Origin of the sequence: Amycolatopsis iheyensis, from assembly GCF_024703995.1 — a bacterium.
Lineage (GTDB): Bacteria > Actinomycetota > Actinomycetes > Mycobacteriales > Pseudonocardiaceae > Amycolatopsis > Amycolatopsis iheyensis.
On record NZ_JAMXQV010000004.1, the window covers coordinates 401,106 to 424,854 of the forward strand.

General features: G+C 71.5%; 15 protein-coding genes and 1 tRNA gene. 6 read left to right on the forward strand and 10 right to left on the reverse strand.

From position 1 onward, the window contains the following. Position 1: 1 nt before the first annotated feature. From M8542_RS11665 to M8542_RS11690, 6 genes are all read right to left on the reverse strand, one after another. The gene (locus tag M8542_RS11665) at positions 2-637 is read right to left on the reverse strand and encodes a DUF8010 domain-containing protein (RefSeq protein ID WP_257920089.1); all 636 of its coding nucleotides are present in this window, start codon (positions 635-637) and stop codon (positions 2-4) included. Beyond that, positions 630-1,049, reverse strand: coding sequence for an acyl-CoA thioesterase (locus M8542_RS11670; RefSeq protein WP_257920090.1), 420 nt, complete (start codon positions 1,047-1,049; stop codon positions 630-632). The genes M8542_RS11665 and M8542_RS11670 overlap by 8 nt, the downstream gene beginning before the upstream one ends. Further along, positions 1,046-6,031: an NAD-glutamate dehydrogenase gene (locus M8542_RS11675; protein WP_257920091.1), complete on the reverse strand. Its 4,986-nt coding sequence runs from the start codon at positions 6,029-6,031 to the stop codon at positions 1,046-1,048. Before M8542_RS11675 ends, M8542_RS11670 begins: the two co-directional genes overlap by 4 nt. A 795-nt stretch (positions 6,032-6,826) precedes the next feature. Then, positions 6,827-9,511 (reverse strand): hypothetical protein, encoded by a 2,685-nt coding sequence (locus tag M8542_RS11680; RefSeq protein WP_257920092.1) that lies wholly within the window; start codon positions 9,509-9,511, stop codon positions 6,827-6,829. Positions 9,512-9,527: 16 nt separating this feature from the next. Then, positions 9,528-11,204, reverse strand: a complete 1,677-nt coding sequence (gene ettA / locus M8542_RS11685) for an energy-dependent translational throttle protein EttA (protein WP_257920093.1) — start codon at positions 11,202-11,204, stop codon at positions 9,528-9,530. Between the two features lie 140 nt (positions 11,205-11,344). Beyond that, the gene (locus tag M8542_RS11690; RefSeq protein ID WP_257920094.1) at positions 11,345-13,372 is read right to left on the reverse strand and encodes a bifunctional copper resistance protein CopD/cytochrome c oxidase assembly protein; all 2,028 of its coding nucleotides are present in this window, start codon (positions 13,370-13,372) and stop codon (positions 11,345-11,347) included. A gap of 55 nt (positions 13,373-13,427) precedes the next feature. Here M8542_RS11690 and M8542_RS11695 point away from each other — a divergent pair, with 55 nt between their 5' ends. After that, on the forward strand, positions 13,428-14,066 hold the full coding sequence (locus M8542_RS11695; protein WP_257920095.1) for a histidine phosphatase family protein: 639 nt from the start codon (positions 13,428-13,430) through the stop codon (positions 14,064-14,066). Here M8542_RS11695 and M8542_RS11700 read toward each other — a convergent pair. Then, complete coding sequence (locus tag M8542_RS11700) at positions 14,040-15,191, reverse strand: sensor histidine kinase (RefSeq protein ID WP_257920194.1); 1,152 nt, start codon at positions 15,189-15,191, stop codon at positions 14,040-14,042. The two genes, M8542_RS11695 and M8542_RS11700, sit on opposite strands and share 27 nt — an antisense overlap. Before the next feature lie 196 nt (positions 15,192-15,387). Next, positions 15,388-16,578, reverse strand: coding sequence for an MFS transporter (locus tag M8542_RS11705; RefSeq protein WP_257920096.1), 1,191 nt, complete (start codon positions 16,576-16,578; stop codon positions 15,388-15,390). Positions 16,579-16,637: 59 nt separating this feature from the next. Between M8542_RS11705 and M8542_RS11710 the strand changes: the two genes are divergently transcribed. From M8542_RS11710 to M8542_RS11720, 3 genes are all read left to right on the forward strand, one after another. Then, positions 16,638-17,699: a LacI family DNA-binding transcriptional regulator gene (locus M8542_RS11710; protein WP_257920097.1), complete on the forward strand. Its 1,062-nt coding sequence runs from the start codon at positions 16,638-16,640 to the stop codon at positions 17,697-17,699. 171 nt (positions 17,700-17,870) lie between these two features. After that, positions 17,871-18,245, forward strand: a complete 375-nt coding sequence (locus M8542_RS11715; protein ID WP_257920098.1) for a peptidase inhibitor family I36 protein — start codon at positions 17,871-17,873, stop codon at positions 18,243-18,245. Between the two features lie 439 nt (positions 18,246-18,684). Then, positions 18,685-18,761: transfer RNA gene (locus M8542_RS11720), tRNA-Arg, on the forward strand. A 969-nt stretch (positions 18,762-19,730) separates the two neighbouring features. Here the strand turns inward: M8542_RS11720 and M8542_RS11725 are convergent. Both M8542_RS11725 and M8542_RS11730 read right to left on the reverse strand, forming a co-directional pair. After that, on the reverse strand, positions 19,731-20,495 hold the full coding sequence (locus tag M8542_RS11725) for a thioesterase II family protein (RefSeq protein WP_257920099.1): 765 nt from the start codon (positions 20,493-20,495) through the stop codon (positions 19,731-19,733). A 117-nt stretch (positions 20,496-20,612) separates the two neighbouring features. Further along, entirely contained in the window at positions 20,613-21,773 is a 1,161-nt protein-coding gene (locus tag M8542_RS11730; RefSeq protein ID WP_257920100.1) for an acyltransferase family protein, read from the reverse strand. A gap of 261 nt (positions 21,774-22,034) precedes the next feature. Between M8542_RS11730 and M8542_RS11735 the strand changes: the two genes are divergently transcribed. Then, positions 22,035-22,628, forward strand: a complete 594-nt coding sequence (locus tag M8542_RS11735; RefSeq protein ID WP_257920101.1) for a dihydrofolate reductase family protein — start codon at positions 22,035-22,037, stop codon at positions 22,626-22,628. Then, a complete protein-coding gene (locus M8542_RS11740) occupies positions 22,625-23,587 on the forward strand; it encodes a cyclase family protein (protein ID WP_257920102.1) in 963 nt (320 codons plus the stop codon). Before M8542_RS11735 ends, M8542_RS11740 begins: the two co-directional genes overlap by 4 nt. The last annotated feature ends 162 nt before the right edge of the window (positions 23,588-23,749 follow it).

A 23,749-nucleotide genomic window follows, 5' to 3' on the forward strand; every position in this document is an offset into this window, starting at 1 on the left:
GTCAGAACAGCAGCGGCAGCAGCGCGTGCCGGCGCCGCACGATCGCGCCGTAACGCGCGTCGAGGCGCAGCCACGAGTCCGTCGCCGACACGCGGACGACGTCGCCGGTCAGGTCCGAATCCACGAACCCCATGCCGGACATCGCGAACAGGCAGCGCATCTGCACCTTGACCTCGGTCGCTTCGCCGGACACGGTCAGCACCGCCTGGTCCATCAGCGACGCGGGCGGGTTGCCGTGCGGGCCGGCGTTGTCCCTGGCCAGCGTCACGCCCCGGTCCGCGAGCTCCGCGACGACCCGCGCCGGCAGCTCGTCGACCAGCGGCCAGCGGCCCGACGGCGGCAGCTCGCCGTGCCACAGCAGGTCGCGGGCCGGGCCCGGGTCCATCTTCGGGCCGCCCGCGACGGTCAGCGCCGCCAGCAGCTCGTTGCCGGACACCGTGACGTCGCCGGGGGTGACGTCGCCGGCCACCGCGCGCGTCGCGAAGCACTCGAACGGCGTCGCCGTCCAGGCCTCGACCACGCCGTCTCCGCGCTGCCGCAGCCGCACCGCCGTGGCGCCGTCCAGGCGGACCGCACGGGCGACGAACGCACCGAGGGTCTCCCGGTCCGCCGCGTCCGGCACGAACAACTCAGGCATCCGCGAACCCCTGCTTCAGAAACTCCGACTCGGGCGGGCTGAGCCTACGCGGCCGCAACGCGACCGTGTCGTACGGCGCCAGCACCGTCTCCGCCGTGACCGCCACCGGGTCGTCCGCGGCCGGGCCGGTGTGGACGCGGTAGGCCAGCGTGAAGCTCGCCGCCCGCAGTTCCGTCAGGTCGATGTCCACCCGCAGCTGCTGCCCCGACACCACGATCGGCGCCTTGTAGGCCACCTCGAGCTTGACCACGACGATGCCCTTGGGCAGCTGGTCGAGCCCGGCTTCGACGGCGCCCTTGAACAGCAACGGGATCCGCGCCTCTTCGAGCAGCGTCACCATCTTCGCGTGGTTGATGTGGCCGTAGACGTCCATGTCCGTCCAGCGCGGACGGACCTGCGATACGTAGGTCACCGCACCGTGCTCCGGATCTGCCGGGCCGCCACCGACAGCGTCGCGAGGTCGAGCCGGCCGGACTTGGTGATCTCGTCCAGCGCGACGCGGGCCCGCTGCAGCCGCGAAGCGTTCGTCGTCTCCCACTGCGCGATCTTGGCGTCGCCGGACGACCCGGGATCGCTGTGCCGCAACGCGTCCAGCGTGATCGCCCGCAGCGACCCGTAGACGTCGTCGCGCAGCGAAAGCCGGGCGAGGGCGTGCCAGCGGTTGCCGCGTTCGAGCGCGCTGATCTCGGTCAGCATCTTGTCGACGTCCAGGTGGTCCGACAGCGCGTAGTACAGCTCCGCGGTCTCGGCCGGGCTGTGCGTCGCGTCCACGCCGATCTGCTGCTCGGCGAGCTCGGCCACCTCGGTGACGTCGAGCAGGCCGTAGGTGTGCAGCAGCAGCGACACCCGGCGGGCCAGCCCTTCGGGCACGTTCGCGGCGATCAGCTCGTCGACGTGCTTCTGCACCGACTCCGCCTCGCGGCCGCGCAGCAGGTCGCCGATCTTCGGCACCAGGTCGCCGAGCACCCGCCCGAAGCGCTGGATCTCCGACAGCGGCGCCAGCGGCTGCGGCCGGTTCGTGAGGAACCAGCGTGCGGCCCGGTCGAGCAGCCGCCGCGTCTCCAGCACCATCGCGTCGGCGACGTCGGTGTGCACGACGTTGTCGAGCGCGTCGATCTCGGCCCACAGGGCGGGCAGGTCGAACACCCGCGTGACCACCGCGTACGCGCGGACGGCGTCGGTCGCCGTCGCGCTCATCTCCTCCATCAGCCGGTAGACGAAGGAGATGCCACCGCCGTCGACCACCTCGTTGGCGATCATCGTGGTGATGATCTGGCGGCGCAGCGGGTGCTCGCCGATCGCGTCGGCGAACCGCTCGCGCAGCGGCTTCGGGAAGTACTCGGACAGCCGGCCGGCGAAGACCTTCGAATCGGGCAGGTCGCTGGCCAGCAGCTCGTCCTTCAGCTCCAGCTTGACGTGCGCGAGCAGGGTCGCGAGCTCCGGTGAGGTGAGGCCCTTGCCCGCCTTCTCCAGCTCGCGGAACTCGCTGTTGCTCGGCAGCGCTTCGAGCTTGCGGTCGAAGGCGCCGGCGGCCACCAGCGCCTGGACCTGGCGCGCGTGCACCGACAGCATCGGCGCGGCGTGCGCCCGGCTGACACCGAGGACGGCGTTCTGCCGGTAGTTGTCGTCGAGCACGAGCGCGCCGACCTCGTCGGTCATCTCCGCGAGCAGGTCGTTGCGCTGGGCCTCCTCGAGCTTCCCGGTGGTCACCAGGTGATCGAGCAGGATCTTGATGTTGACCTCGTGGTCGGAGCAGTCGACGCCGGCCGAGTTGTCGAGGGCGTCGGTGTTGATCTTGCCGCCGCCCCGCGCGAACTCGATCCGGCCCAGCTGGGTCAGGCCGAGGTTGCCGCCTTCGCCGAACACCTTGACGCGCAGCTGCTTGCCGTCGACGCGGATGGCGTCGTTGGCCTTGTCGCCGGCCGCGGCGTGCGTCTCGGACTCCGCCTTGACGTAGGTGCCGATGCCGCCGTTCCACAGCAGCTCGACCGGGGCCAGCAGGATCGCCTGGATCAGGTCCATCGGCGCCAGCGCCTGGACGTTCGCGTCGAGGCCGAGTGCTTCGCGCACCTGCGGGCTGATCGGGATCGACTTCGCCGAGCGTGGGTAGATCCCGCCGCCTTCGCTGATCAGCGACCGGTCGTAGTCGTCCCACGAGCTGCGCGGGAGGTCGAACAGCCGGCGGCGTTCGGCGAATGTTGCTGCGGCATCCGGGTTCGGGTCGAGGAACACGTGCATGTGGTTGAACGCGGCGACCAGCCGGATGTGCTCGGAGAGCAGCATGCCGTTGCCGAAGACGTCACCCATCATGTCGCCGATGCCGACGACGGTGAAGTCCTCGGTCTGGGTGTCCTTGCCCAGCTCGCGGAAGTGCCGCTTGACGCTCTCCCACGCACCCTTCGCCGTGATGCCCATGGCCTTGTGGTCGTAGCCGACCGAGCCGCCGGAGGCGAAGGCGTCGCCGAGCCAGAACCCGTACTTCGCCGACATTTCGTTGGCGATGTCGGAGAACTTCGCGGTGCCCTTGTCGGCCGCGACGACCAGGTACGAGTCGTCGGCGTCGTGCCGGACGACGCCCGGCGCGGGCACGGTCTTGCCCTCGATCCGGTTGTCGGTCAGGTCGAGCAGGCCGGAGATGAACATCCGGTAGCAGGCGATGCCCTCGTTGAGCTGGGCGTCGCGGTCGATGCCCGCGTCGCCGGTCGGGACCGGCGGGCGCTTGACGACGAAGCCGCCCTTCGCGCCGACCGGCACGATCACGGCGTTCTTCACCGCCTGCGCCTTGACCAGGCCGAGGATCTCGGTGCGGAAGTCCTCGCGCCGGTCCGACCAGCGCAGGCCACCGCGCGCGACCTCGCCGAAGCGCAGGTGCACGCCCTCGACGCGCGGCGAGTACACGAAGATCTCGAACCGCGGCCGCGGTTCGGGCAGGTTGGGCACGCCACTGGGGTCGAGCTTGATCGCCAGGTACGTCTTCGGGTTCCCGTCGGCGTCGGTGACGTGGTAGTTCGTCCGCAGCGTGGCGCGGATGACGGCCATCAGGCGACGCAGGATGCGGTCCTCGTCGAGGCTGGTGACCTCGTCGATCATCGCGTTCAGCTCGCTCGCCAGCGCCTCGGTGGCGGCTTCGCGGTCGGTGTCGCCCAGCTGCGGGTCGAAGCGGGCCTCGAACAGGCGCAGCAGCTTCGTCGCGACCTGGGTGTGGTTCAGCAGCGTGTTCTGGACGTACTCCTGGGAGAACGCGCTGCCGGCCTGGCGCAGGTACCGCGAGTACGCACGCAGCACGGCGGCCTGGCGCCAGGTGAGCCCGGCCCGCAGGACCAGCCCGTTGAGGCCGTCCACCTCGGCGTCGCCCCGCCAGGCGGCCTCGAAGGCGTCCTGGAAGCGGTCGCGCAGCTCGACGATGCCCTCGGCGTCCGGCTTGGCCATCACCTTCTGGTCGATGCGCAGGCCGAAGTCATAGATCCAGCACGCGCCGCCGTCCTCGCGGTGCAGCTCGTACGGCCGCTCGTCGACCACCTCGACGCCCATCGCCTGCAGCACCGGCAGGACCTTCGACAGCGTCACGCCTTCGCCGCGCAGGTACAGCTTGAACCGGCGCTCGCCGGGTTCGGCGTCCTCGGGCAGGTAGAACGACAGCGCGAGGTCGCCCTCGTCGGTCAGCGAGTCGAGGGCACGCAGGTCGGCCAGGGCCTCCGCGGCCGAGAAGTCCTCCTTGTAGCCCTCGGGGAACACCATCGCGAAGCGCTGGCCCTGTTCGGTCGCCGACTCCTCGCCGACGATCCCGACCGCGACACCGCCGTCCGAGCGCTCACGGCGCTCGTCGAGCACCGCCTCGACCATCCGGTCGTCCCAGCTGCGGACCGCGGTGTTGAGCCGCTCCTGGATCCGCTGCGTGTCGGGCTCCAGCCGCCGCGACGGGTCGGTGTGCACCATGAAGTGCACCTGTGCCAGCACGGTCTCCCCGATCCGGGCGCTGTACTCGAGCTGGGTGCCTTCGAGCTCTTCGAGCAGGACCTCCTGCATGGCCAGCCGCGACCGCGTCGTGTAGCGGTCCTGCGGGAGGTAGACGAGGCAGGAGTAGAAGCGGCCGTACGGGTCGCGGCGCAGGAACAGCCGCAGCCGGCGGCGGTCCGACAGCGTGATCGCGCCGGTCGTCGTCGCGTAGAGGGAGTCGGTGTCGGCCGAGAACAGGTCCGCGCGCGGCCAGTTCTGCAGCACCTCGAGCATCCGCTGGCCGGAGAAGGACTCCATCGGGAACCCGGCGCGGTGGATGACCTCGCGGACGCGCTTGCACACCACCGGGATGTCGAGCACGTTCTCGTGCAGCGCGGTGGTGGTGAACATGCCGAGGAAGCGGTGTTCGCCGGTGACGTTGCCTTCGGCGTCGAAGGTCTTCACGCCGACGTAGTACGGGTAGACCGGGCGGTGCACGGTCGAGGGCGCGCTCGCCTGGGTGAGCACCAGCAGCGACGGCGCGAGCGCGGTGGCGGCGGTGTCCGGGCCGGCGGTGAGACCGCGGGCGGCCAGGCTGTCCTGGCGGAGCACGCCGAGGCCGGAGGCGAGGACCGCGCGCAGGGCGGGCTCGTCGGTGTCCGGGTGCGGGTTGTCGACCAGCTCGTAGCGCCGGTAGCCGAGGAACGTGAAGTGGTCGTCGGCCAGCCAGCGCAGCAACCGGGCGCCTTCGGCGACCTCGGCCTGCGGCAGGTTCGGCGGGGCGGTCTCGAGTTCGCTCGCGAGCTGGCAGGCCGTCTGGGCCATCTTCTCGGCGTCCTCGACGACCTCGCGGACGTCGCCCAGCACGCTGGAGAGCCGGTTGTCGAGCTCGCGGGCGCGGTTCGGGTCGGTGACGAAGTCGATCTCGATGTACATCCACGACTCGGCGGCCGAGTTCGCGGGCGGCTCGGCCGGGTCGGCCTCGGGGTGGACTTCCTGCAGCTCGCCGGTCAGGTCGCGGCTGACCACGACGATCGGGTGGACGATCCGCTGCACCTGCACGCCGTCGCGGGCGAACTCGGCGGCGATCGAGTCGACGAGGTAGGGCATGTCGTCGGTGACGACCTGCACGACGGTGGCCTCGCGCGCCCACCCGTCTTCGGCGACGGTGGGGTTCAGCAGCCGCACGGCCGGGCGGCCGGGCATCCGGTGCTTGGCCAGCTGCAGGTGCGAGCGGACGGCGCCGACGAGGTTGACGGGCTCGTCACCGACGATCTCTTCGGCCGGGATGTGCCGGTAGTAGAGCCGGATCAGCTCCCCGATCTCCGGCGCCAGCCCGGCGGCGGCGTCGATCAGGTCGTCCCTGATCTGTTCCGGGCTGGCCGGGGAACGCTGACCGAACTCGGGTTCGGTTTCGGCTCCGGTTCCGGGTGGGGACGAGACTCCGGTCGAGCTCATTCGAGACAACTCTCCAGTATGCGTGAGGTGGCACCGTGCCGGCTCTTCGTTGGGCCGGACCATCCCCACACTAATGCGCCGGGGCCGGGGAACACATGAAGACCCTGCGGCCCGGAATCCCTTCCGGGGCAGCGGATTCGCGTGATCGGTCAAGCTACTGACGGGTTGGGTTTTCGTGGTGTGGGAGGCGCTGACCAGCCTCGCTCGGTGCGGGCTGTCGCTCGTGGCAGCAACGTGATCGGTTCAGTTGATCGGGCTTTCGCCCGTTCGCCGAAGCTTCACGGCCGGTCGGCGACCTCGCTCGGCGGCCGGATTCGCCGGGGTGGGGGTCGCGGTCGGTCGGCGACGGATAGGGGTGGTTCGGCGCTGGGTCGGTGCCGGGTGGGGCGGTGGGCGGTGGTTTCGGGCTGGGTCGGGGTGAAGTCCGGGGCTTTTGGTCGCTTCTCGGCGCGGGTCGTGGGGGTTGCTCCCGGCGCGGTCTTGGCAGGGGTGTCCGGAAAGGGGCGTTCAGGACATCCGGGGTGCTGTGGGGCGCGGCGCTCCGGGCGGCCCTCGCGGTGGGCGGGCCGGCGCGGTCGCGCGAGACGCTGGCAGGCCCTCGCGGCGCGGCGCTTGCGCGGGCGGCGCGGGTCGGCTGAGCCGCGGGTCCCCGGCTTGTCGCGGGCGGCGGCGACCGTGCGGGACCACCAGGCGGGAGCGGGTCAGCCGAGCTGCGGCACCCCGACCTCGTCGCAGGCGCCGGCGGCCGAGCGCGGCAGGTCGGCTGAGCTACGGCGCCCGGCTTCGCGGGCGGGGTCAGTCGCCGGAGCTGTGGCGGCGGGACTCCGAGACTTCGGCGCCGTGGCCGTTGCGGCCGTGGCCGTTGCGGCGGCTCGGTTCGCCGGAGCCCAGCTGCTTCACCAGGGCGGCCGCGCTGGCCGTGCCTGCCTGGTGTTCGGCCAGGGCGCGGGCGAGGAGGTCGGCGAGGCCGGCGTCCGGTGGGGGCTCGTCCTCCGCGATCGCGCGGGCGTAGCTCTCCGGGAACGGGGCCGTCGCCGGCGTCCAGTGGCCGAAGTCCTCCATCGGCTCCAGGGACGGCGGCATCCGCAGCCGCGGCAGCCACGGCTCGGCTTCGTCGCGGTAGTCCGGCACCGAGGGCGGTTCGTCCTCGGGGCGCGGCGGCGGGGCGAGCTCGGGCTCGGGCCGCGGCTCCTCCGCACGGACCTCGGCGTCCTCCGCCCGGCGACGGCCACCGCTGGCACCACCACCCGACGACGAGATGCCCAGCCGGTCCAGCACCGACCGCGCGGCGACCGAACCGTGCTCGGCGTCGTGCCGGGTGGAGGGCTGCGGCTCACGTCGGGGCTCGGGCTCCCACGACTCCCGCTCGGCGGCGGGCTCAGGAGCCAACGGCAAGGCGGGCGTGATCCGAGCGGGCGCCGACTCGCGCTCGGCGGCCGTCTCGCGCAGGCGGGATTCCGCCAGGGCGGCCCACGAGAACTTGGTCTTCGCGGGCTCGGCTTCCGCGGGCTCCGGCGCGGATCGAACCTCGACGAAGTCCGGCCGGAACTCGGGCTCCGCCGGCTGCTCATCGGCAGGGCGGTCCGCGGAGGTCGAGCGAGCGTAGATCGGCTCGGCCGACGGACCGGACCGCCCGTGGCTCGGCTCAGTCGCCTCCCGCGACCGCACCTCAGCCTCATCGCCACGCCGATCCACCGAACTCGACCGCGCATGGCTCGACTCCGCCGGCTCCGGCGACCGCCGCGGTACCTCGGCGGTCTCCGCGCGGCGGTCAACCGGTGCCGAGCGCACCTCGATCGGCTCGCCCAGCAGCTCCGGAGATCGCCTCTCGCCGGCATCCGCACGCCGTCCCACCGGCACCTCAGCATCCGCACGCCGCTCGACCGGCCCCGACCGCACCTCAGCATCCGCACGCCGCTCAACCGGCCCCGACCGCACCTCAACATCAGCACGACGCTCAACCGGCGCCGACCGCACCTCGATCGGCTCCGGCTGCCGCCGACGTCCCGCCGACGGCACCTCAGCCTCGCCACGCCGCTCGAACGACGGCCGCCCCCCGGCAGGCCGCTCCAACGGTGCCGACCGCACGTCCACCGGCTCCGCCGACAACGCCGCCTCCGGACGCGACGCACGCACCTCGATCGGCTCCGGCCGACCCGCGGGCTCGTCACGGACCGCCGGCAGCAACGTCGTCTCCGCCGCGTCCGCCGTCACCCGGGCGCGCTCGAACGACCAGCCCAGCTGCCGTGGCTGCTCCTCGCGGCCGAACGACCACGCCGGCGCCGGTGCCGTGACCGGCTCGGCCGCCGCCACCGGGACCGGGCGGGCCGGGACCGCCTTCAGGACCTCGTCCAGATCTATGGACGCCGGCTCGCCCGTGCCGAACTCGCCGGCCAGCACGTTGCACGCCTGCCGCCGGGCGCGGGCGTGCAGCTGCTCCGCCGCGCGCGAGCGGTACAGGCACGCGATGGCCTCCTCCGCCTGCCCGAACCGTTCCTGCAGCTGCGCCAGCTCCAACCACAGCCGGGCGGTGACCGCCGACATCCCGTGGCGATCCGTGCTCGCCACCGCTTCGCGCACCAGCTCGATCGCCGCTTCGCCGGAGCCCGCCGGCAAATGGATGCGCGTTGCCACGGCCAGCCGTAGCCAGCCCATCGGCGCGACGCCCGCCGCGCGCACCGGCTCGGCCAGCAACGGCTCCGCGATCTCGTACGCCATCTCCGCGTCGCCGCGGTCGAGGAGCGTGCTCACCAGCAGCAGCACCAGCCTGATCCGGACGAGCCCGCCGTCGTCGGCCGGGTTGTCCAGCTTCTCCAGGAACCCCAGACCCGTGCGCGCGGCGTCGGCCGCCGCGGTCAGGTCCCCGTGCCGGCGGCGGTGCGACGCCGTGCCGACGCGCAGCAGCGCCCGTACCAGCAGCTGGGTGTCCGCGCCGAGGGACTCGTCGCCGAGGACGAGCTTGTCCGCCTCGACCAGCACCCGGTCCAGCTCGGCCTTGCGGCCCAGCAACCCGAGGCAGCCGACCAGGTGGCACAACGCGGCGGCGCGGTGCACCGGCGACACGACCGGGTCGGTGAGCACCGGCCGCAGCGCCGCGAGCCCGGTCAGCGGCACGCCGAGGCTGCGGGCGCAGACGGCGAGATCGATCCGCAGCCGCGCGGCGATGTCGCCGTAGCCGGCGTGTTCGGCCGCACGCAACGCGGCGACGGCCCGCGCGACCGTGGCCGGCCGTTCGCCGAGCCGGACGCGCGCGGAGACGACCAGGCTTTCGGCCCGGATCCACTGCTCGTCGACCCCGGCGGCTTCGGACAGCGCGGCCGCCCGCTCACCGAGAACCAGCGCGAGCTCGGGCGCCCGCAGGTGCAGTGCGTCCGCGCGCTCGATGAGCCGGCCGACTGCGGAGAGGGTTCCCCCCGCATGGCCGGAGCGCCCGCTCTCCGGAGAGAGCGGGCCGCTCCGGTGCGCTTTGCTGGCTTCCACGGGGAAACCCGCCCCCTCAGTCGCGGGTCAGCTTGCGGTGGGTGACACGGTGCGGGCGGGCGGCCTCGGCGCCCATCCGCTCCACCTTGTTCTTCTCGTACCCCTCGAAGTTGCCCTCGAACCAGAACCACTTGGCCGGATCTTCGTCCGTGCCCTCCCAGGCCAGGATGTGCGTCGCGACCCGGTCGAGGAACCACCGGTCGTGCGAGATGACCACCGCGCAGCCGGGGAACTGCTCGAGCGCGTTCTCCAGCGAGCCCAGGGTCTCGACGTCCAGGTCGTTCGTCGGCTCGTCGAGCAGGATCAGGTTCCCGCCCAGCTTGAGCGTCAGGGCCAGGTTGAGCCGGTTGCGCTCACCACCGGAGAGCACGCCCGCCGGCTTCTGCTGGTCCGGGCCCTTGAAGCCGAACGCGCTGACGTACGCCCGCGACGGCATCTCGGTCTGGCCGACGTGGATGTAGTCCAGCTCGTCGGAAACGACCTGCCAGACGGTCTTCTTCGGGTCGATGCCGCCGCGATTCTGGTCCACATAGGACAGTTTGACCGTCTCGCCGATCTTGACCTCGCCGCCGTCCGGCTCCTCGAGCCCGACGATGGTCTTGAACAGCGTGGTCTTGCCGACGCCGTTCGGGCCGATGACGCCGACGATGCCGTTGCGCGGCAGGTCGAACGACAGTCCGTCGATGAGCACGCGGCCGTCGAAGCCCTTCTGCAGCTTCTCGACCTCGACCACGACGTTGCCCAGCCGCGGGCCCGGCGGGATCTGGATCTCTTCGAAGTCGAGCTTGCGGTGCTTGTCCGCCTCCGCCGCCATCTCCTCGTAGCGGTCCAGCCGCGACCGGGACTTCGTCTGGCGGGCCTTGGCGTTCGACCGGACCCACTCGAGCTCGGCCTTCAGGCGCTTGGCGAGCTTCGCGTCCTTCTTGCCCTGGACCTCGAGGCGCTCGCGCTTCTTCTCCAGGTACGTCGAGTAATTGCCCTCGTAGCCGACGACGCGGCCGCGGTCCAGCTCCATGATCCACTGGGCCACGTTGTCGAGGAAGTACCGGTCGTGGGTGACGGCGAGGACAGCGCCGGCGTAGCGGGCCAGGAACTGCTCCAGCCACAGGACACTCTCGGCGTCCAGGTGGTTGGTGGGCTCGTCGAGCAGCAGCAGGTCGGGCGCCGACAGCAGCAGCTTGCACAGCGCGACGCGGCGACGCTCACCACCGGAGAGGTGCGAGACGCCTTCGTCCGGCGGCGGGCAGCGCAGTGCGTCCATGGCCTGCTCGACGGTCGAGTCGAGCTCCCAGGCGTCGGCGTGGTCCAGGTCCTCCTGGAGCTGCCCCATCTCCTCCATCAGCTCTTCGGTGTACTCGGTCTCCATGAGCTTGAGGACCTCGTTGTACCGGTCGAGCTTGACCTTGACCTCGCCCAGGCCTTCTTCGACGTTCTGCCGGACGGTCTTGTCCTCGGTGAGCTCCGGCTCCTGCATGAGGATGCCCACGCTCGCGCCCGGCTGGAGGAACGCTTCGCCGTTGCTGGCCTGCTCGATCCCCGCCATGATCTTGAGCACGGTGGACTTACCGGCGCCGTTCGGCCCCACCACGCCGATCTTGGCGCCGGGGTAGAACGCGGTGCTGACGTCGTCGAGGATGACCTTGTCCCCGACGGTCTTGCGCACCTTCTTCATGGTGTAGATGAACTCGGCCATACCGACGATCGTAGAGCGCTCCTGATCGCGACTCGACGCCGGTCACCGTCGGACTACCGAAAGTCAGTCCCGGATCACGGCGGGAGCATCGGATCGTCCGGTTTCCGGCGCTCGCGGCACCCGATCCGCAGCCCTCAACCTCAACTCGACCCCGAGGGTCGTTTCCCGTCCGCGAGGTTCTTCAACATGGCGTTGTAGGCGTTCAGCTCTTCGTCCCCGGTCACCGCTTCGCGCCGGTCGCGCCGCTTGGCCTCGCGCTCGTCCTGGCGCGACCACTGCACCAGCAGCGCGATCAGCACGAGCAGCACCGGGATCTCGCCGGAGGCCCAGGCGATGCCGCCGCCGAGCCGCTGGTCCGACAGCAGGTCGGCGACCCACGGCAGGTGCAGCTGGCTGTAGAACGCCTGCCCGATCACGGTCTGCTTGCTCATCAGGATGACGCCGAAGAACGCGTGGAACGGCATCGCGGCGAACATCATGCCGAGCCGGCCGAGGTACGGGATGCGCCGCGGCGCCGGGTCGACGCCGATCACGGGCCAGTAGAAGACGTACCCGGCGAGGAGGAAGTGCGCGTTCATCGCCAGGTGCGCCCAGTGGTAGTTCAGCGCGTTGTCGAACAGGCCGGAGAAGTACAGCGCGTAGAACGAGCCGACGAACAGCAGCAGCGCGACCACCGGGTGGGTGAGGAACCGCGACACCGGGGAGTGCACGGCGGCGACGAGCCACTCGCGCGGCCCCGGCGGGCTGTCCTTGCCCGCGGCCGGCAGGGCACGCAGGGCGAGCGTCACCGGCCCGCCGAGCACGAACAGCACCGGCGTCACCATCGACAGCAGCATGTGGCTGCCCATGTGCACGCTGAACATCGCCGGCGAGTAGCGGCCGATGCCCGACGACGTCGCGATCAGCAGCACCACGCAGCCGGCGATCCAGGCGACCGTGCGGCCGACCGGCCAGGTGTCGCCGCGGCGCAGCAGCCGCCGGACCCCGGCGAGGTACAGCCCGCCCAGCACGAGCGCGAGCGTCCCGTAGACGAGGTCGAAGCGGGTGTCCAGGAGCAGGCGCCACCAGGTCGGCGGGCCGTCGAGGTCGTAGCCGATCAGCAGCTCGGTCGTCGACGGCTGGGTGATCGCGTCCGCCGGTGGCGGCGTCCGGGCCAGCCCGGAGGCGATGCCGATGGTGACGAACATGATCAGGATCTCGACGGAGGCCAGGCGCAGCAGCTGCGCGCCGCCCTTGCCGTCGACGAGGTCGGCGACGCCCTTCTGCCGCTGCTGGTGGCCGAACACGCCGAGCAGGAGCAGCGCGACCGTCTTGGCGACGACCAGCAGGCCGTAGTCGGTGGTGAACAGGTCGTTCAGGCCGATCCGCACCAGCGCGTTGACCACGCCGGAGATCGCCATCACGATCCAGCAGACCAGAGCCAGCCGCGAGAACCGCTGCGCGGCCAGGCTCAGGTGGCCGCCGCGCCGGTAGCCGAGCGCCAGCAGCGCGATCAGCCCGCCGACCCACAGCGCCGCGGCGACGAGGTGGAACAGCAGGCTGTTCGTGGCGACGTCGTGGGCGCCGCCGCTGGCGGAGTGGCCGGTGACCGCCACCGGGACGAGCCCGCCGATCGCCAGGAAGAACAGCACCGCCGTCCAGCCCCACGACAGCGCGAGCCGGCAGCCGAGCGCGACGAGGATCGCGATCAGGGCGGTCCACAGCCACGCCTTCGGCTGCTCGATGGCGCCCACGAGGTCGAGCAGCGTCTGCGGGTCCAGGACGTCGCCGAAGGGCTTCCCGGCGGTGTCGGCGGCGGTGAAGGCGACCGAGAGCAGGGCCGCGCCGAACCACACCCAGGCGGCGACGCCGGCCGCGCGCAGGGCGCCGTAGCCCTCGGGGCCGAGCGTGCCGGACTTCTGCGGGGGCACCAGGAACGCGGCGAGCAGCAGCGAGCCGACGCAGATCACCGACGCGGCTTCGGACAGCACGCGCATCACGGTGATGCCGTACTTGGTGACCAGGCCCGGATCCGGCAGGCCGGCGATGACGTACCCGGCCCCGCCGGTGAGGGCGATCAGCCCGATCGCGACGACGGCGGCCAGCAGCACGCCGACCGAGAGCAGGGGCAGCACGCTCGCCCGGCGCTGCGTGGGGACGTCGGACTTCGGCACGGACTGCTCGGACACACCCTGAGGGTATGCCCAGCCCCGGTCAGGCCCGTGTGACGGGCAGGATGGGGCCGTGAAGATGATCCTGCTGCGGCACGCCGAGTCGCTCGGCAACGTCGACGAGCTCGCCTACACGCGGATCCCCGACCACGCCCTGCCGCTGACGGAGAAGGGCCGCCGGGAGGCGCTCGCCGTGGCGCCGGAGATCACCCGGCTGCTCGACGGCGCGCGGCCCGCGGTCTACGTCAGCCCGTACCTGCGCACCCGGGAAACGTTGCGGCTGCTGGACATCGAGGCTTCGTGCGAGCGGCTGCTGCAGGAGCCGCGGCTGCGCGAGCAGGACTGGGGCAACCTGCAGGACCCGGCCGAGCAGGAGATCCAGAAGGCGCGGCGGCACGAGTTCGGGCACTTCTTCTACCGGCTGCCCTTCGGCGAGTCGGGCGCGGACGTCGACGACCGCGTCGCGGCGTTCCTGTCGGACCTGCGGCAGCGCGACGAACATCACCCCGGCGCGGTCCTGATCGTCTCGCACGGGCTCACGCTGCGGCTGCTGTGCCGCCGGCTGTTCGGCTGGAGCATCGAGCTGTTCGAGTCGCTGTCCAACCCGGCGACCTGCGAATACCGCGTCCTGGACGAACACGACGGCAAGTGGTCGCTCGACCGCCCGTTCGCCCAGTGGCGGGACTCACCCGACGGGGAAACGCAGCTCTAGCGGCGCGGTCAGCACGACGCGGGTGCCCTGGCCGGGCGCCGAGTCGATCCGGGCCGAGCCGCCGATCTCGGCCAGCCGCGCGTGGATCGAGTTTTCGATGCCGAAGCCGGCGCGGCGCGCCTTCGGGTCGAAGCCCGTTCCGTGGTCGCGCACGGAGAGCGTGACCACGCCGTCGTGTTCTTCGAGGCACATCACGGCTTTGTGCGTCTTCGCGTGCTTCAAAGTGTTTCGCAGCGCCTCGCGAGCCGCGTCGTGCAACGAGTCGACGACGCTCTCGGGGACGTCGGCCGGCTTCGCGAGGGCGACGAGGTCGACGCGCAGGCCTTCCGCTGTCATCTCGACCGCGAGCGCGCCGAGCCGGTGCTCGAGACCGCCTGGCTCGGCGGACGCGTCGCCGTCGAGGCTCAGGCGCAGCCGCAGGGCGTGCGCCCTCGCGATGCTGCGCACCTGGTCGAGACTGCCCACCGGGTCGAGGGCGTCGCGGGGCGCGGGCAACGCGAGCGACTCCATCACCTGCAGCACGGTGTCGTGGACGTCGCGCCGGTGCCGCTCCCGTTCGGCGGCCCGGCCGCGCTGCTCCCCCAGCCGGTGCGCGAACCGCATCGACCCGGCGACGAGGAGCACGATCGCCAGCGCCGTCGCGGCGGCCGCGAAGAGGGCGAGCACGATCCACGTGGCCGGCGCCGACGTGCCGGACACCACGGCCATGCCGTACCGCAGGAGCACGGCGCCGGAGATGGCGATCGCCCCGGCCGGAGCGCCGCGCAAGAGCGTCCAGATCATGACCGTGCCCATGATGTTGGGCCAGGTCAGGCCGAGCAGACCGGGCGCGAAGGCCGCCGCGGCGACGCTCGTGGCGAGCGTGTACGCGGTGTCGGCGGCGAGCACCGGGCGGATGCCGGTGCTGCGGTGGAAGACCCAGGCCACTTCGGCCAGGTTCGGCAGCAGGTAGAGCACGACAGCGAGGCCGAGCACCGGGGCACCCAGCGGGCCCCCGGCCCAGACGGCCTGCAGGAACAACGCGAGCCGGAACGCGACCGGCACGAGCACGAGCCTCGGCACCGCCCCCTGCACGAGCGGGAACCCGGCTCCGCCGGCGAGCGCCCCCACGCCGCCGAGCAGCACAACCCTCACGACGTCCTCCCCGGGTCAAGGCCCCTACCCTGACCAGCCCACCTGAACTTGTAACGTCGGTTCATTCATCTCAGCTTACGACGCGATCAGCTTGCCCCGCTCCCTTCCGGGCTGTCAAACGGGGCTTCGGCGGTAGGGGCCGTACGGGAGCAGACGCATCCCCCGGACGCCCGGATCCCCGGGTTTGTCACGATTCGACCGTCAGCGCGGCTTCCTCGCGCCGGCGGGCGCGGCGCGCGCCGAGAGCGGCGGGCAGGATCAGCGCGGCGACCACGGCCACGAACCCGAACGCGACGCCGTAGTTCGTCACCTGCGCGATGCCGCCGACGATCGGCGGGCCGCCGAGGAACCCGGTGTAGGCGATGGCCGTGGCGAAGCCGATCTCGCGCTCGCCGCCGGCGCCGTCGCCGCGCTTCCCGACGTCCCCGGCCAGGCTGAGCGCGAGCGGGAACGACGCGGCGAGACCCGCGCCGGCCAGCGCGAAGCCGGCGTACCCGACGGCGGCGACCGGGATCGCCGCCGTGGCGGACAACCCGGCCGCGGCCAGCGCCGACCCCGCGGCGAGGCAGCGCGTCGGGCCGAACCGGCGTTGCGCCCACGAGCCCGCCAGCCGCGTCAGGGCCATGACCAGCTGGAACCCGGCGAACGCGAGCGCCGCGGCGCCCTGGCCGACCCCGCGTTCGGCCGTCATCAGCAGCGCGGACCAGTCCGAGGAGGCGCCTTCGGCGATGGCCGAGCAGAGCGCGACGGCGGCCAGCAGCCACAGCACCGGACGCCGGATCGGCGCGCGGGCGGCGGTCGTGACCGGCACCGCGGAGTCTCCGGCGTGCTCGGGGTGGATGCCCGGGACCGCCCGGACCACGAAGACCAGCACCACGACGGCGACGACCGCGGCCACGCCCAGGTGGCGCGCCGGGGACCAGCCGTGGCCGGCGGCGAGGCCCGCGGCCAGCGAACCGGCCAGCGCGCCGACGCTGAAGCCCGCGTGGAAGACCGACATGATCGGCCGCCGCACCCGGCGCTCGACGGCCACCGCGGCGACGTTCATCGCGACGTCCAGCAGCCCGACGCTCACGCCGATCACCAGCAGCGCGCCGGCCAGGAGCGGCACGGTGGGCGCGAAGCCGATCAGGACGAGCGCGACCGCGGCCAGCAGCGTGCTCCCCGCGACGACCGCGCGGGCCCCGGCGCGTTCGATGAGCCGGCCGGACACCGAAGCGGCCGCGAGCATCCCGACGCTGGCGCCCAGCAGGGCGAGGCCGAACACCCCCGGCGCGGCGTGCACCTGGGCGGCCAGCGCCGGCGTGCGCGAAGCCCACGAGCCCAGCGCGAGCCCGTTGATGGCGAACACGGTGAACACCGCGGTCCGGTCTCGCATCGCCCCAGCTTGACTGAAGCGCTTCAGAAAGTCGAGGGAGATCCGGCTAGACTGCGCGGATGACCCGGCGGCGCCGTCCCACGCTCGACGACGTCGCGGAGGCCGTCGGCGTCTCCCGGGCGACGGTGTCGAACGCCTACAACCGGCCTGACCAGCTGTCTTCGCAGCTGCGTGCGCAGGTCCTGCAGGCGGCTGCTTCGCTGGGCTACGCGGGTCCCGACCCGACCGCGCGGAGCCTCGCCACGAGCCGCACCGGGGCGATCGCCGTCCTGCTGGACACCTCGCTGTCGACGGCGTTTTCCGACCCGGCGCTGTCGCTGACGCTGGACGCGCTGGCGCGGGTGGTCGACCCGCACGAGCACGCGCTGCTGCTCCTGCCCGGCGGGCCGCCGGCCGCGCGGGTGCTGAGCGTGCAGGCCGACGTCGCGGTGGCGTATTCGCTGGCCGACGGGGCGCCGGCGCTGGACTCGGTGCGCGCGCGGGGGTTGCCGCTCGTGGTGATCGACCAGCCGCTGCTGCCCGGGGTGGCGCGGATCGGCTGCGCGGACCGGGCGGGGGCGGCGCTCGCCGCGCGGCACCTGGTCGGGCTCGGGCACCGGCGGTTCGGGATCTTCGCCGCGTGCAGCCGCGTCGTGCCTGGTGGCGGGCCACTTTCCCGGGCCGAGGCCGAGGGTGCCCCGTTCCGCGACACGCGCGAACGGCTCGCGGGGTACCTCGACGAGCTGGGTTCGGCGCCGGTCGTCGTCGAGGAGGCGGCCGGGCTGAGCGCGGAAAGCGCGATGGCGGGGGCGTTCGCGCTGCTCGGGCGGGCGCCGCGGCCGACCGCGCTGCTGTGCATGTCCGACCAGCTCGCGCTGGGGGTGCTCGCGGCGGCGGCGCAGCTGGGCATCGACGTGCCGGGTGAGCTGTCCGTGGTCGGGTTCGACGACACCCCGCCGGCGACCTGGTCGTCGCCGGGGCTGACCACCGTGCGGCAGGACCTCGCGGCCAAGGGGCGGATCGCCGGGGAGCTGGTGCTGGAGCTGCTGGCCGCGGCCCCGCTTTCTGCTCCGCTCTCTGCTCCAGGCTCGGTGGAAGTGCCTGTTTCGCTGGTCGAGCGCGGGAGCACGGGGCCCGCTTAGCACCGTCTCCACGCGCTCGCAAGACCTTCTCGCGCCCCTGTGGACAACCATTCTTCCGACGGCCGGTTGTCCACAGAAACGAAATCCCGGGCTGACAAATCTTCCCCCGCCCGCCAACCTGGAATCACACGTTCACCGCGGCCCGGCCGCGACTCCCGAGGGGAAACCACCATGTCTTCACGTCGGCTCCGATCCCACCTGCCCGTCCTGCTCGTGCTGGCGCTGGCCGGGCTGCTGACCAGCGCCGGAGCAGCCCAAGCCGCCTCCGAACCCGGCTGTCAGAAGGGCGAATTCTGCCTCTGGCCGGCCGACGACTACGGCGGCACGCCCCAGCGATTCGACCTGCGCACCGCGAATCCCGGCGAATGCATTCCCCTGCCGGCGGAATTCGCCGGGTCGTCGTTCGCGAATCTGATGAGCCGGGACGTCACGGTGTACCAGAGCGAGGAATGCTCGACGGAGGGAGATTTCATCACCTATCCGGGTGGCGGCACGTTCGTACCGGACGCGCCGTTCCTGGTCCGCGGGATCCAGATCTGGGAATGACGCCCTGAGCTGGGCCCGCACCCGCCGTCCGCTCCAGGGGAGAGCCGGCTCGCGGCGGCGGCCGGGCCCGTTTGGGGCCGCTCCCCCGACAGCGGCCCCATCCCGTGGGCGCGCCTCTGCGGCGTGGCGCGCCCACGGGCCTCCATCGAGACCCCGATGGCGTCCGTGGCCTCTGTACTGCGAGCGAGAGCCTTCTAATCTCTAGTTCGCAGGTTAGAGCCCACGGAGGGCTGCGCGCCACACTCCAGGCGCGTGATCGTCACCCAGCGAGGTCAGTCCGACACGATTCGGGCGATCGCGACGTCACCGCGACCGAACTCCCGAATTACGTCGAACGAGACCTGAAACGATTGGCCGGTGTCGAACGATCGAGAGGATGGCGACGACTAAGCTGCCCGTGCCGGGCGACCGGCACGACCGGCAGCAGCCGTCGGCGCGGGCCCTCGTAGCTCAGCTGGATAGAGCAAGAGCCTTCTAATCTCTAGGTCGCAGGTTCGAGTCCTGCCGGGGGCGCCACCAGGGAAGACGCCGTACGCAAGCCGCGTACGGCGTCACGGGCGGACGAGAGCCGCCTCACACCGGCAGACAATCCCACGCCCACAATGGACGGCGGAGCTTCGCGCACCCCTGTGGCGGACGGGCCATCGAAGCAGCGGCCGATCGGTCGAGCGGACCATCCCGAGTTCCACTCGAGACGGACTCGTTATCAGCCGGTGGCCTCACGAAGAGCGACAGCTCGGACACCGGTCTGAACCTTTGAAAGCGGCGACATCCCACGATCGAGTGAGCGACCGATCGAGTGACTGAACGCGAAGGGCGAACCACCGTGGAAGACAACCCATCCGAAGCCCGGACCCATCGCAGGCGAACCAACAGCGCGGCCCGCGCGGCATTCGAAGACGCCCGCCGGGCGGGCCTGGTCAGGCGGCACCTGCTGAAGCTGCACCACCTCGGCATTCCACCGCGCCGGTACACAACACCGGAGATCGCGGCGGCACCACCCGCGGACGACCGGGCGGGCTCCGCGCTGGGCCCGCCGGAGCCAAGGGAAGCGGCGCGCCCAGCCGGCTCCGCGGCTGCCTTGCCTTCACACGAAGCGGCAGCCGTCCCACGTCCGGAAGCCGCGGCGACAACAAGGCGACCTCACGTCGCGGCGGAAGGCGCCCAGCCGAGCACCCAGGCGGCGGCCACCCATCCCGGCGCCACGCACCAACACCAAGCGGCAGCCGGCTACCCCCACGACACGGCCGACACCTCGCACACCCCGGGCACCACCGACCCCTTCGACTTTCCCGGCACCCCCGCCCCACCGCGGCTCGCTCCGCCTCCAGGCCGCCACCGCCGGTCCACCGCAGCACGCGAAGGAGGCGAACTCCCACCGTCCACATCGGATGCGGCTTGAGCACGTAAAGGTGCGGGCCAGGCGCACTGGCTCGGCCGACGGCACCAGGCGCCGCAACAACGTGCTCAACGCTCCCGCACGGCTTACGCTGCCCGATCCCCCGGGACAGCCGTTCGCGTGACAGTCGCCAGTGCGCGCAACACCATCGCCTGGTGCTGACGAAAATAGAAATGCCCGCCGGGGAAACAGCGCAGGTCGATCTCGCCAGTCACATGTGCACGCCACGCGCGCAGTGCGTCGGCGCCGATTGTGTCTTCGCGGCCGCCGAACGCGGTCAGCGGCACGGGCAAGGGGGCGTCCGCGCGCCACTCGTACGTTTCCAGGATCTGGTAGTCGGCACGGAGGTAGCGGGCCACCGTGGCCTTCCGTTCGGGGTCGTCCAGGATTCCGGTGGGGAGGCCGCCGTGTCTGTGGGCCACCTCGGTGAGCAGGTCGTCGTCGGGCAGGTGGTGGATGGGTGGTTCCGTGCGGGGTGTCGACGGCGCCGGGAACCCGGAGACGATCAGCTGCTCCGGCAGCCGGCGCCCGGTGCGGCGCAGTTGCCGGGTGACCTCGTAACCCATCAGCGCGCCGAGGCTGTGTCCGAACACCGCGTACGGCGCGTCGGTCGGCAGCACCTCGGCCACCTCGGCGACCACTTCGCCCATGCGGGTCAGCACCGGCTCGGAAAGGCGGGAACCACGGCCGGGCAACTGAACCGCGCTGATCTCCACGCCCGGCAACCGGCGCGACCACCGGGCGAACTCCGCGGGCGCCCCGCCACCGTGCGGAAAGCAGATCAACCTCAGGCGGCCGGGCCGGGCTGGGCCGTGGATGAACCAGCCGCCGGTCGGGTGCGCGTTCACCATCTTCGTCCTCCTCTCGGTGCTCGCCGGCCAAAATGAAGGGCCGCAACCGGGTTCGGTTGCGGCCCTTCGGGTGGGGGTGGGGGATCGACGGTGAACACCGCTACGACATCCCGATGCTCATGCCGCCTTGGGTGCCTCGCCGGTTTCGCGAGGTGCCGGGTCGGTGCCGGGCAGCCGGGTCGGCTTCGTGGGCCGGTCCCGCTTGCGGCCGAACCGGCGCATCATCGGCGACTCCACGAACCGGAACAAGAGCCAGCCACCGAGCAGCGTCATGGCGAGGAGACCGAGCAGCATCAGCACGCCGACCGGCGTGGAGAACGTCGGACCGCCCGTGACCCCGCGGAACCAGAAGACCGTCACGCACTGGCACATGTAGAAACCGAAGGAGATCTTCCCGAGGAACACCATGACCCGGCCGCGCATCAAGGTTCGCGTTCCACGCAGGTCCGCGTTGGCGAAGGCACCCACCACGATCCCGATCGGCACGAGCTGGACCAGGCTGAGCGTGTACTGCACCGGGACGATGTAAGTGGCACCCAGGCCGATGGCCATGATCACCGTCGCCAGCATCGGGCTGATCCGGATCCACTTGCGGGCCAGGACGATGCGCGCCACGAACATCCCGAGCACGAACTCGAAAACGCGCGCGGGCGGGAAGAGGTAGATGAGCCAGTACTGCAGGTCGGCCAGGAGCGGCGGTCCCGGGGTGGTCTTGTCCGGGATGACGGCCATCACGGTCGTCTGGTACACCGCGAGAGCGGCCACTGTCGCGATCGCACCGATCCACAGCCCGCGCGGGCTCAGCTTGGCGATGAGCTTGAACAGCAGCGGGAAGCACATGTAGAAGAACAGTTCGGCGCACAGCGACCAAGCCGGGGTGTTCATGCTCTGGCTGATCTTGAAGTTCGGGAACCACGACTGCAGCAGCAACATGTTGGGCAGCCACACCCACCACGCGACGGCGCCACCGGCGAACAGGATCATCACCACCGCCCACATGACCAGGTGGTTGGGGAAGACCTTCACCAGCCGGCGGCGGATGAAGGCCCGTGCCGAGGTGCCGGGGCTCGCCGACCACGTGAGCACGAAGCCACTCAGCACGAAGAAGAAGGTCAGCCCGACGAAGCCGGTGTAGTTGAAGGCATGGGTGAGAAAGTTCGCCAGCGAGGGATCGGCGAACGGGGTGATCGCCGGCCAGCTGAGGTTGACCGGGTTGACCAACAACGTCGTGTGAAAGAGGAACGTTCCGATGGCAGCGACGAAACGCAGCCCCGTCAACGAATTCAGCGCCGCCGGCCTTGGTGGTGATGTCGCAATACCAGAGCCGGGTTCGGCTTGCACAAGCTTCGCCCTGTCGCCATTACTGTCACTCACGACCCACTCCTCCGTTGGCCGGTCGGCATTTCTGGTGGAACCATACGATTCGGCTCGGGTACCGACTACTCCACAGTTGCTGAACGGCCGGAGCCCGGGAAGCGGGCGCGGTTTGCCACGGCGATCCCGCTCGCGTGCCGCCATTCCGCACGTTAGGATCGCGCCATGCCGAAGCTCATCGTCTCTGTCCTGACGTCCCTCGACGGGTATTACGAAGGCCCCGGCAAGGACCTCTCCCCGATGCCGTTCGAGGATGCCTTCAACACGCACAACCTCGGCCTTCTGCAGCGTGCGGGCACGCTCGTGTACGGCAGCACGTGGTTCCCCGGCAACTGGGAACACTGGTCCGCCGTCGCCGCCGACGAGTCGCAGAACGACCGCGACCACGAGACCGCCGCACTTGTCACCTCCCTGGATGCTGTTGTCATCAGCGATTCGATGGAGGTCGACCCCGACGCCCCCTGGGCAGCGAAAACACGAGTGGTGTCCCGTTCCGAGGCCGCAAAAGAAATCGCGCGGCTCAAACAAGGCAGCGGCGGCGACCTGCTCATGTTCGGCAGCGCGACGACCTGGAACCCGCTGCTCGCCGAGGGCCTGGTCGACGAGTTGATCGTCCTCGTCGGCGCCGCCGTGCTCGGTGCCGGGTCCAAGCTCTACTCCGGTTCGCGAGCGGGCCTGAAACTGCTGTCCGCTCGTGTCCTGCCCGATTCGCAGCTGGTCGAACTGCGCTACGACGCGACCGGCGAGGAGACCGCGTGACGACGACGGCCGGGCGAAAGCCGCCCACACAGGACGAGGTGCTCGGGTACTTCGACACGCTGTCGAACTGGGGACGGTGGGGTGACGACGACGAGCTCGGCACGCTGAACCACATCACCGACGACGTCCGGCTGGCGGCGGCGCGGGCCGTGCGCCACGGCAGGAGCCTTTCGTGCGCGTGGGATGTCGCCGTGCCGGACGACATGGAGCGGTCGACGAACTGCTGCCCGTACGCCGTCGAGATGCCGGGAGCCGAGGACATCCCGACGCCCGGGTTCCAGAACGACCGGCGCTGGGGCTTTTCGAACGAGCGGCTCGCCCTCATGTTCCACGGCAACACGATCACCCACGTCGACTCGCCGTGCCACATCTTCTGGGACGGCAAGACCTACAACGGGCGGCCGCACTCGCTGGTCGACACCGAGACGGGGTCGGCGTGGGCGGCCGTCACGGCGGCGGCGAACGGGATCACCACGCGGGGTGTCCTGCTGGACGTCGCGAAGGTCCGCGATGTGCCCTGGCTGGAGCCGGGCCAGGGCGTGTATCCCGAGGATCTCGAGGAAGCCGAACGCCGCCAGGGCGTGCAGGTGCGCCCCGGCGACGCGGTGCTCCTGCGCACCGGCGGTGGCCGCGTCCGGCACGAAGGCGGCGAAGCCGGCGGCGTCTCGCAGGCCGGCTGGCACGTGTCCTGCCTGCCGTGGCTGCACGAGCGGGGGGTCGCGCTGATCGGCGCCGACACCCCTCAAGACGTTCAGCCGTCGGGCTACGAAGACGTGATGATGCCGGTGCACGCCGTGAGCCTGGTCGCGATGGGCCTGTGGCTGCTCGACAACTGTGACCTGGAAGCGTGCGCGGAGACGGCTGCCGAGCTCGGCCAGTGGGACTTCCACCTCGCCGTCGCCCCCGTCCGCTTCGCCGGCACGTCCGGCAGCCCGGTCAACCCGATCGCCACTTTCTGAACGCGTTTAACGAAAGAACGACTCCTCCCACGCGCTGACCAATGGCCGGCCGAACGAAACCGTTCGGCCGGCCATTGCCGCGCAAGGTCCACCGCTCCTTCGCGCAATCGGTGAGACGCCCGGCCGCCCCTCGGGGCCGCACAGTGGTCAGCGATCCCGGAT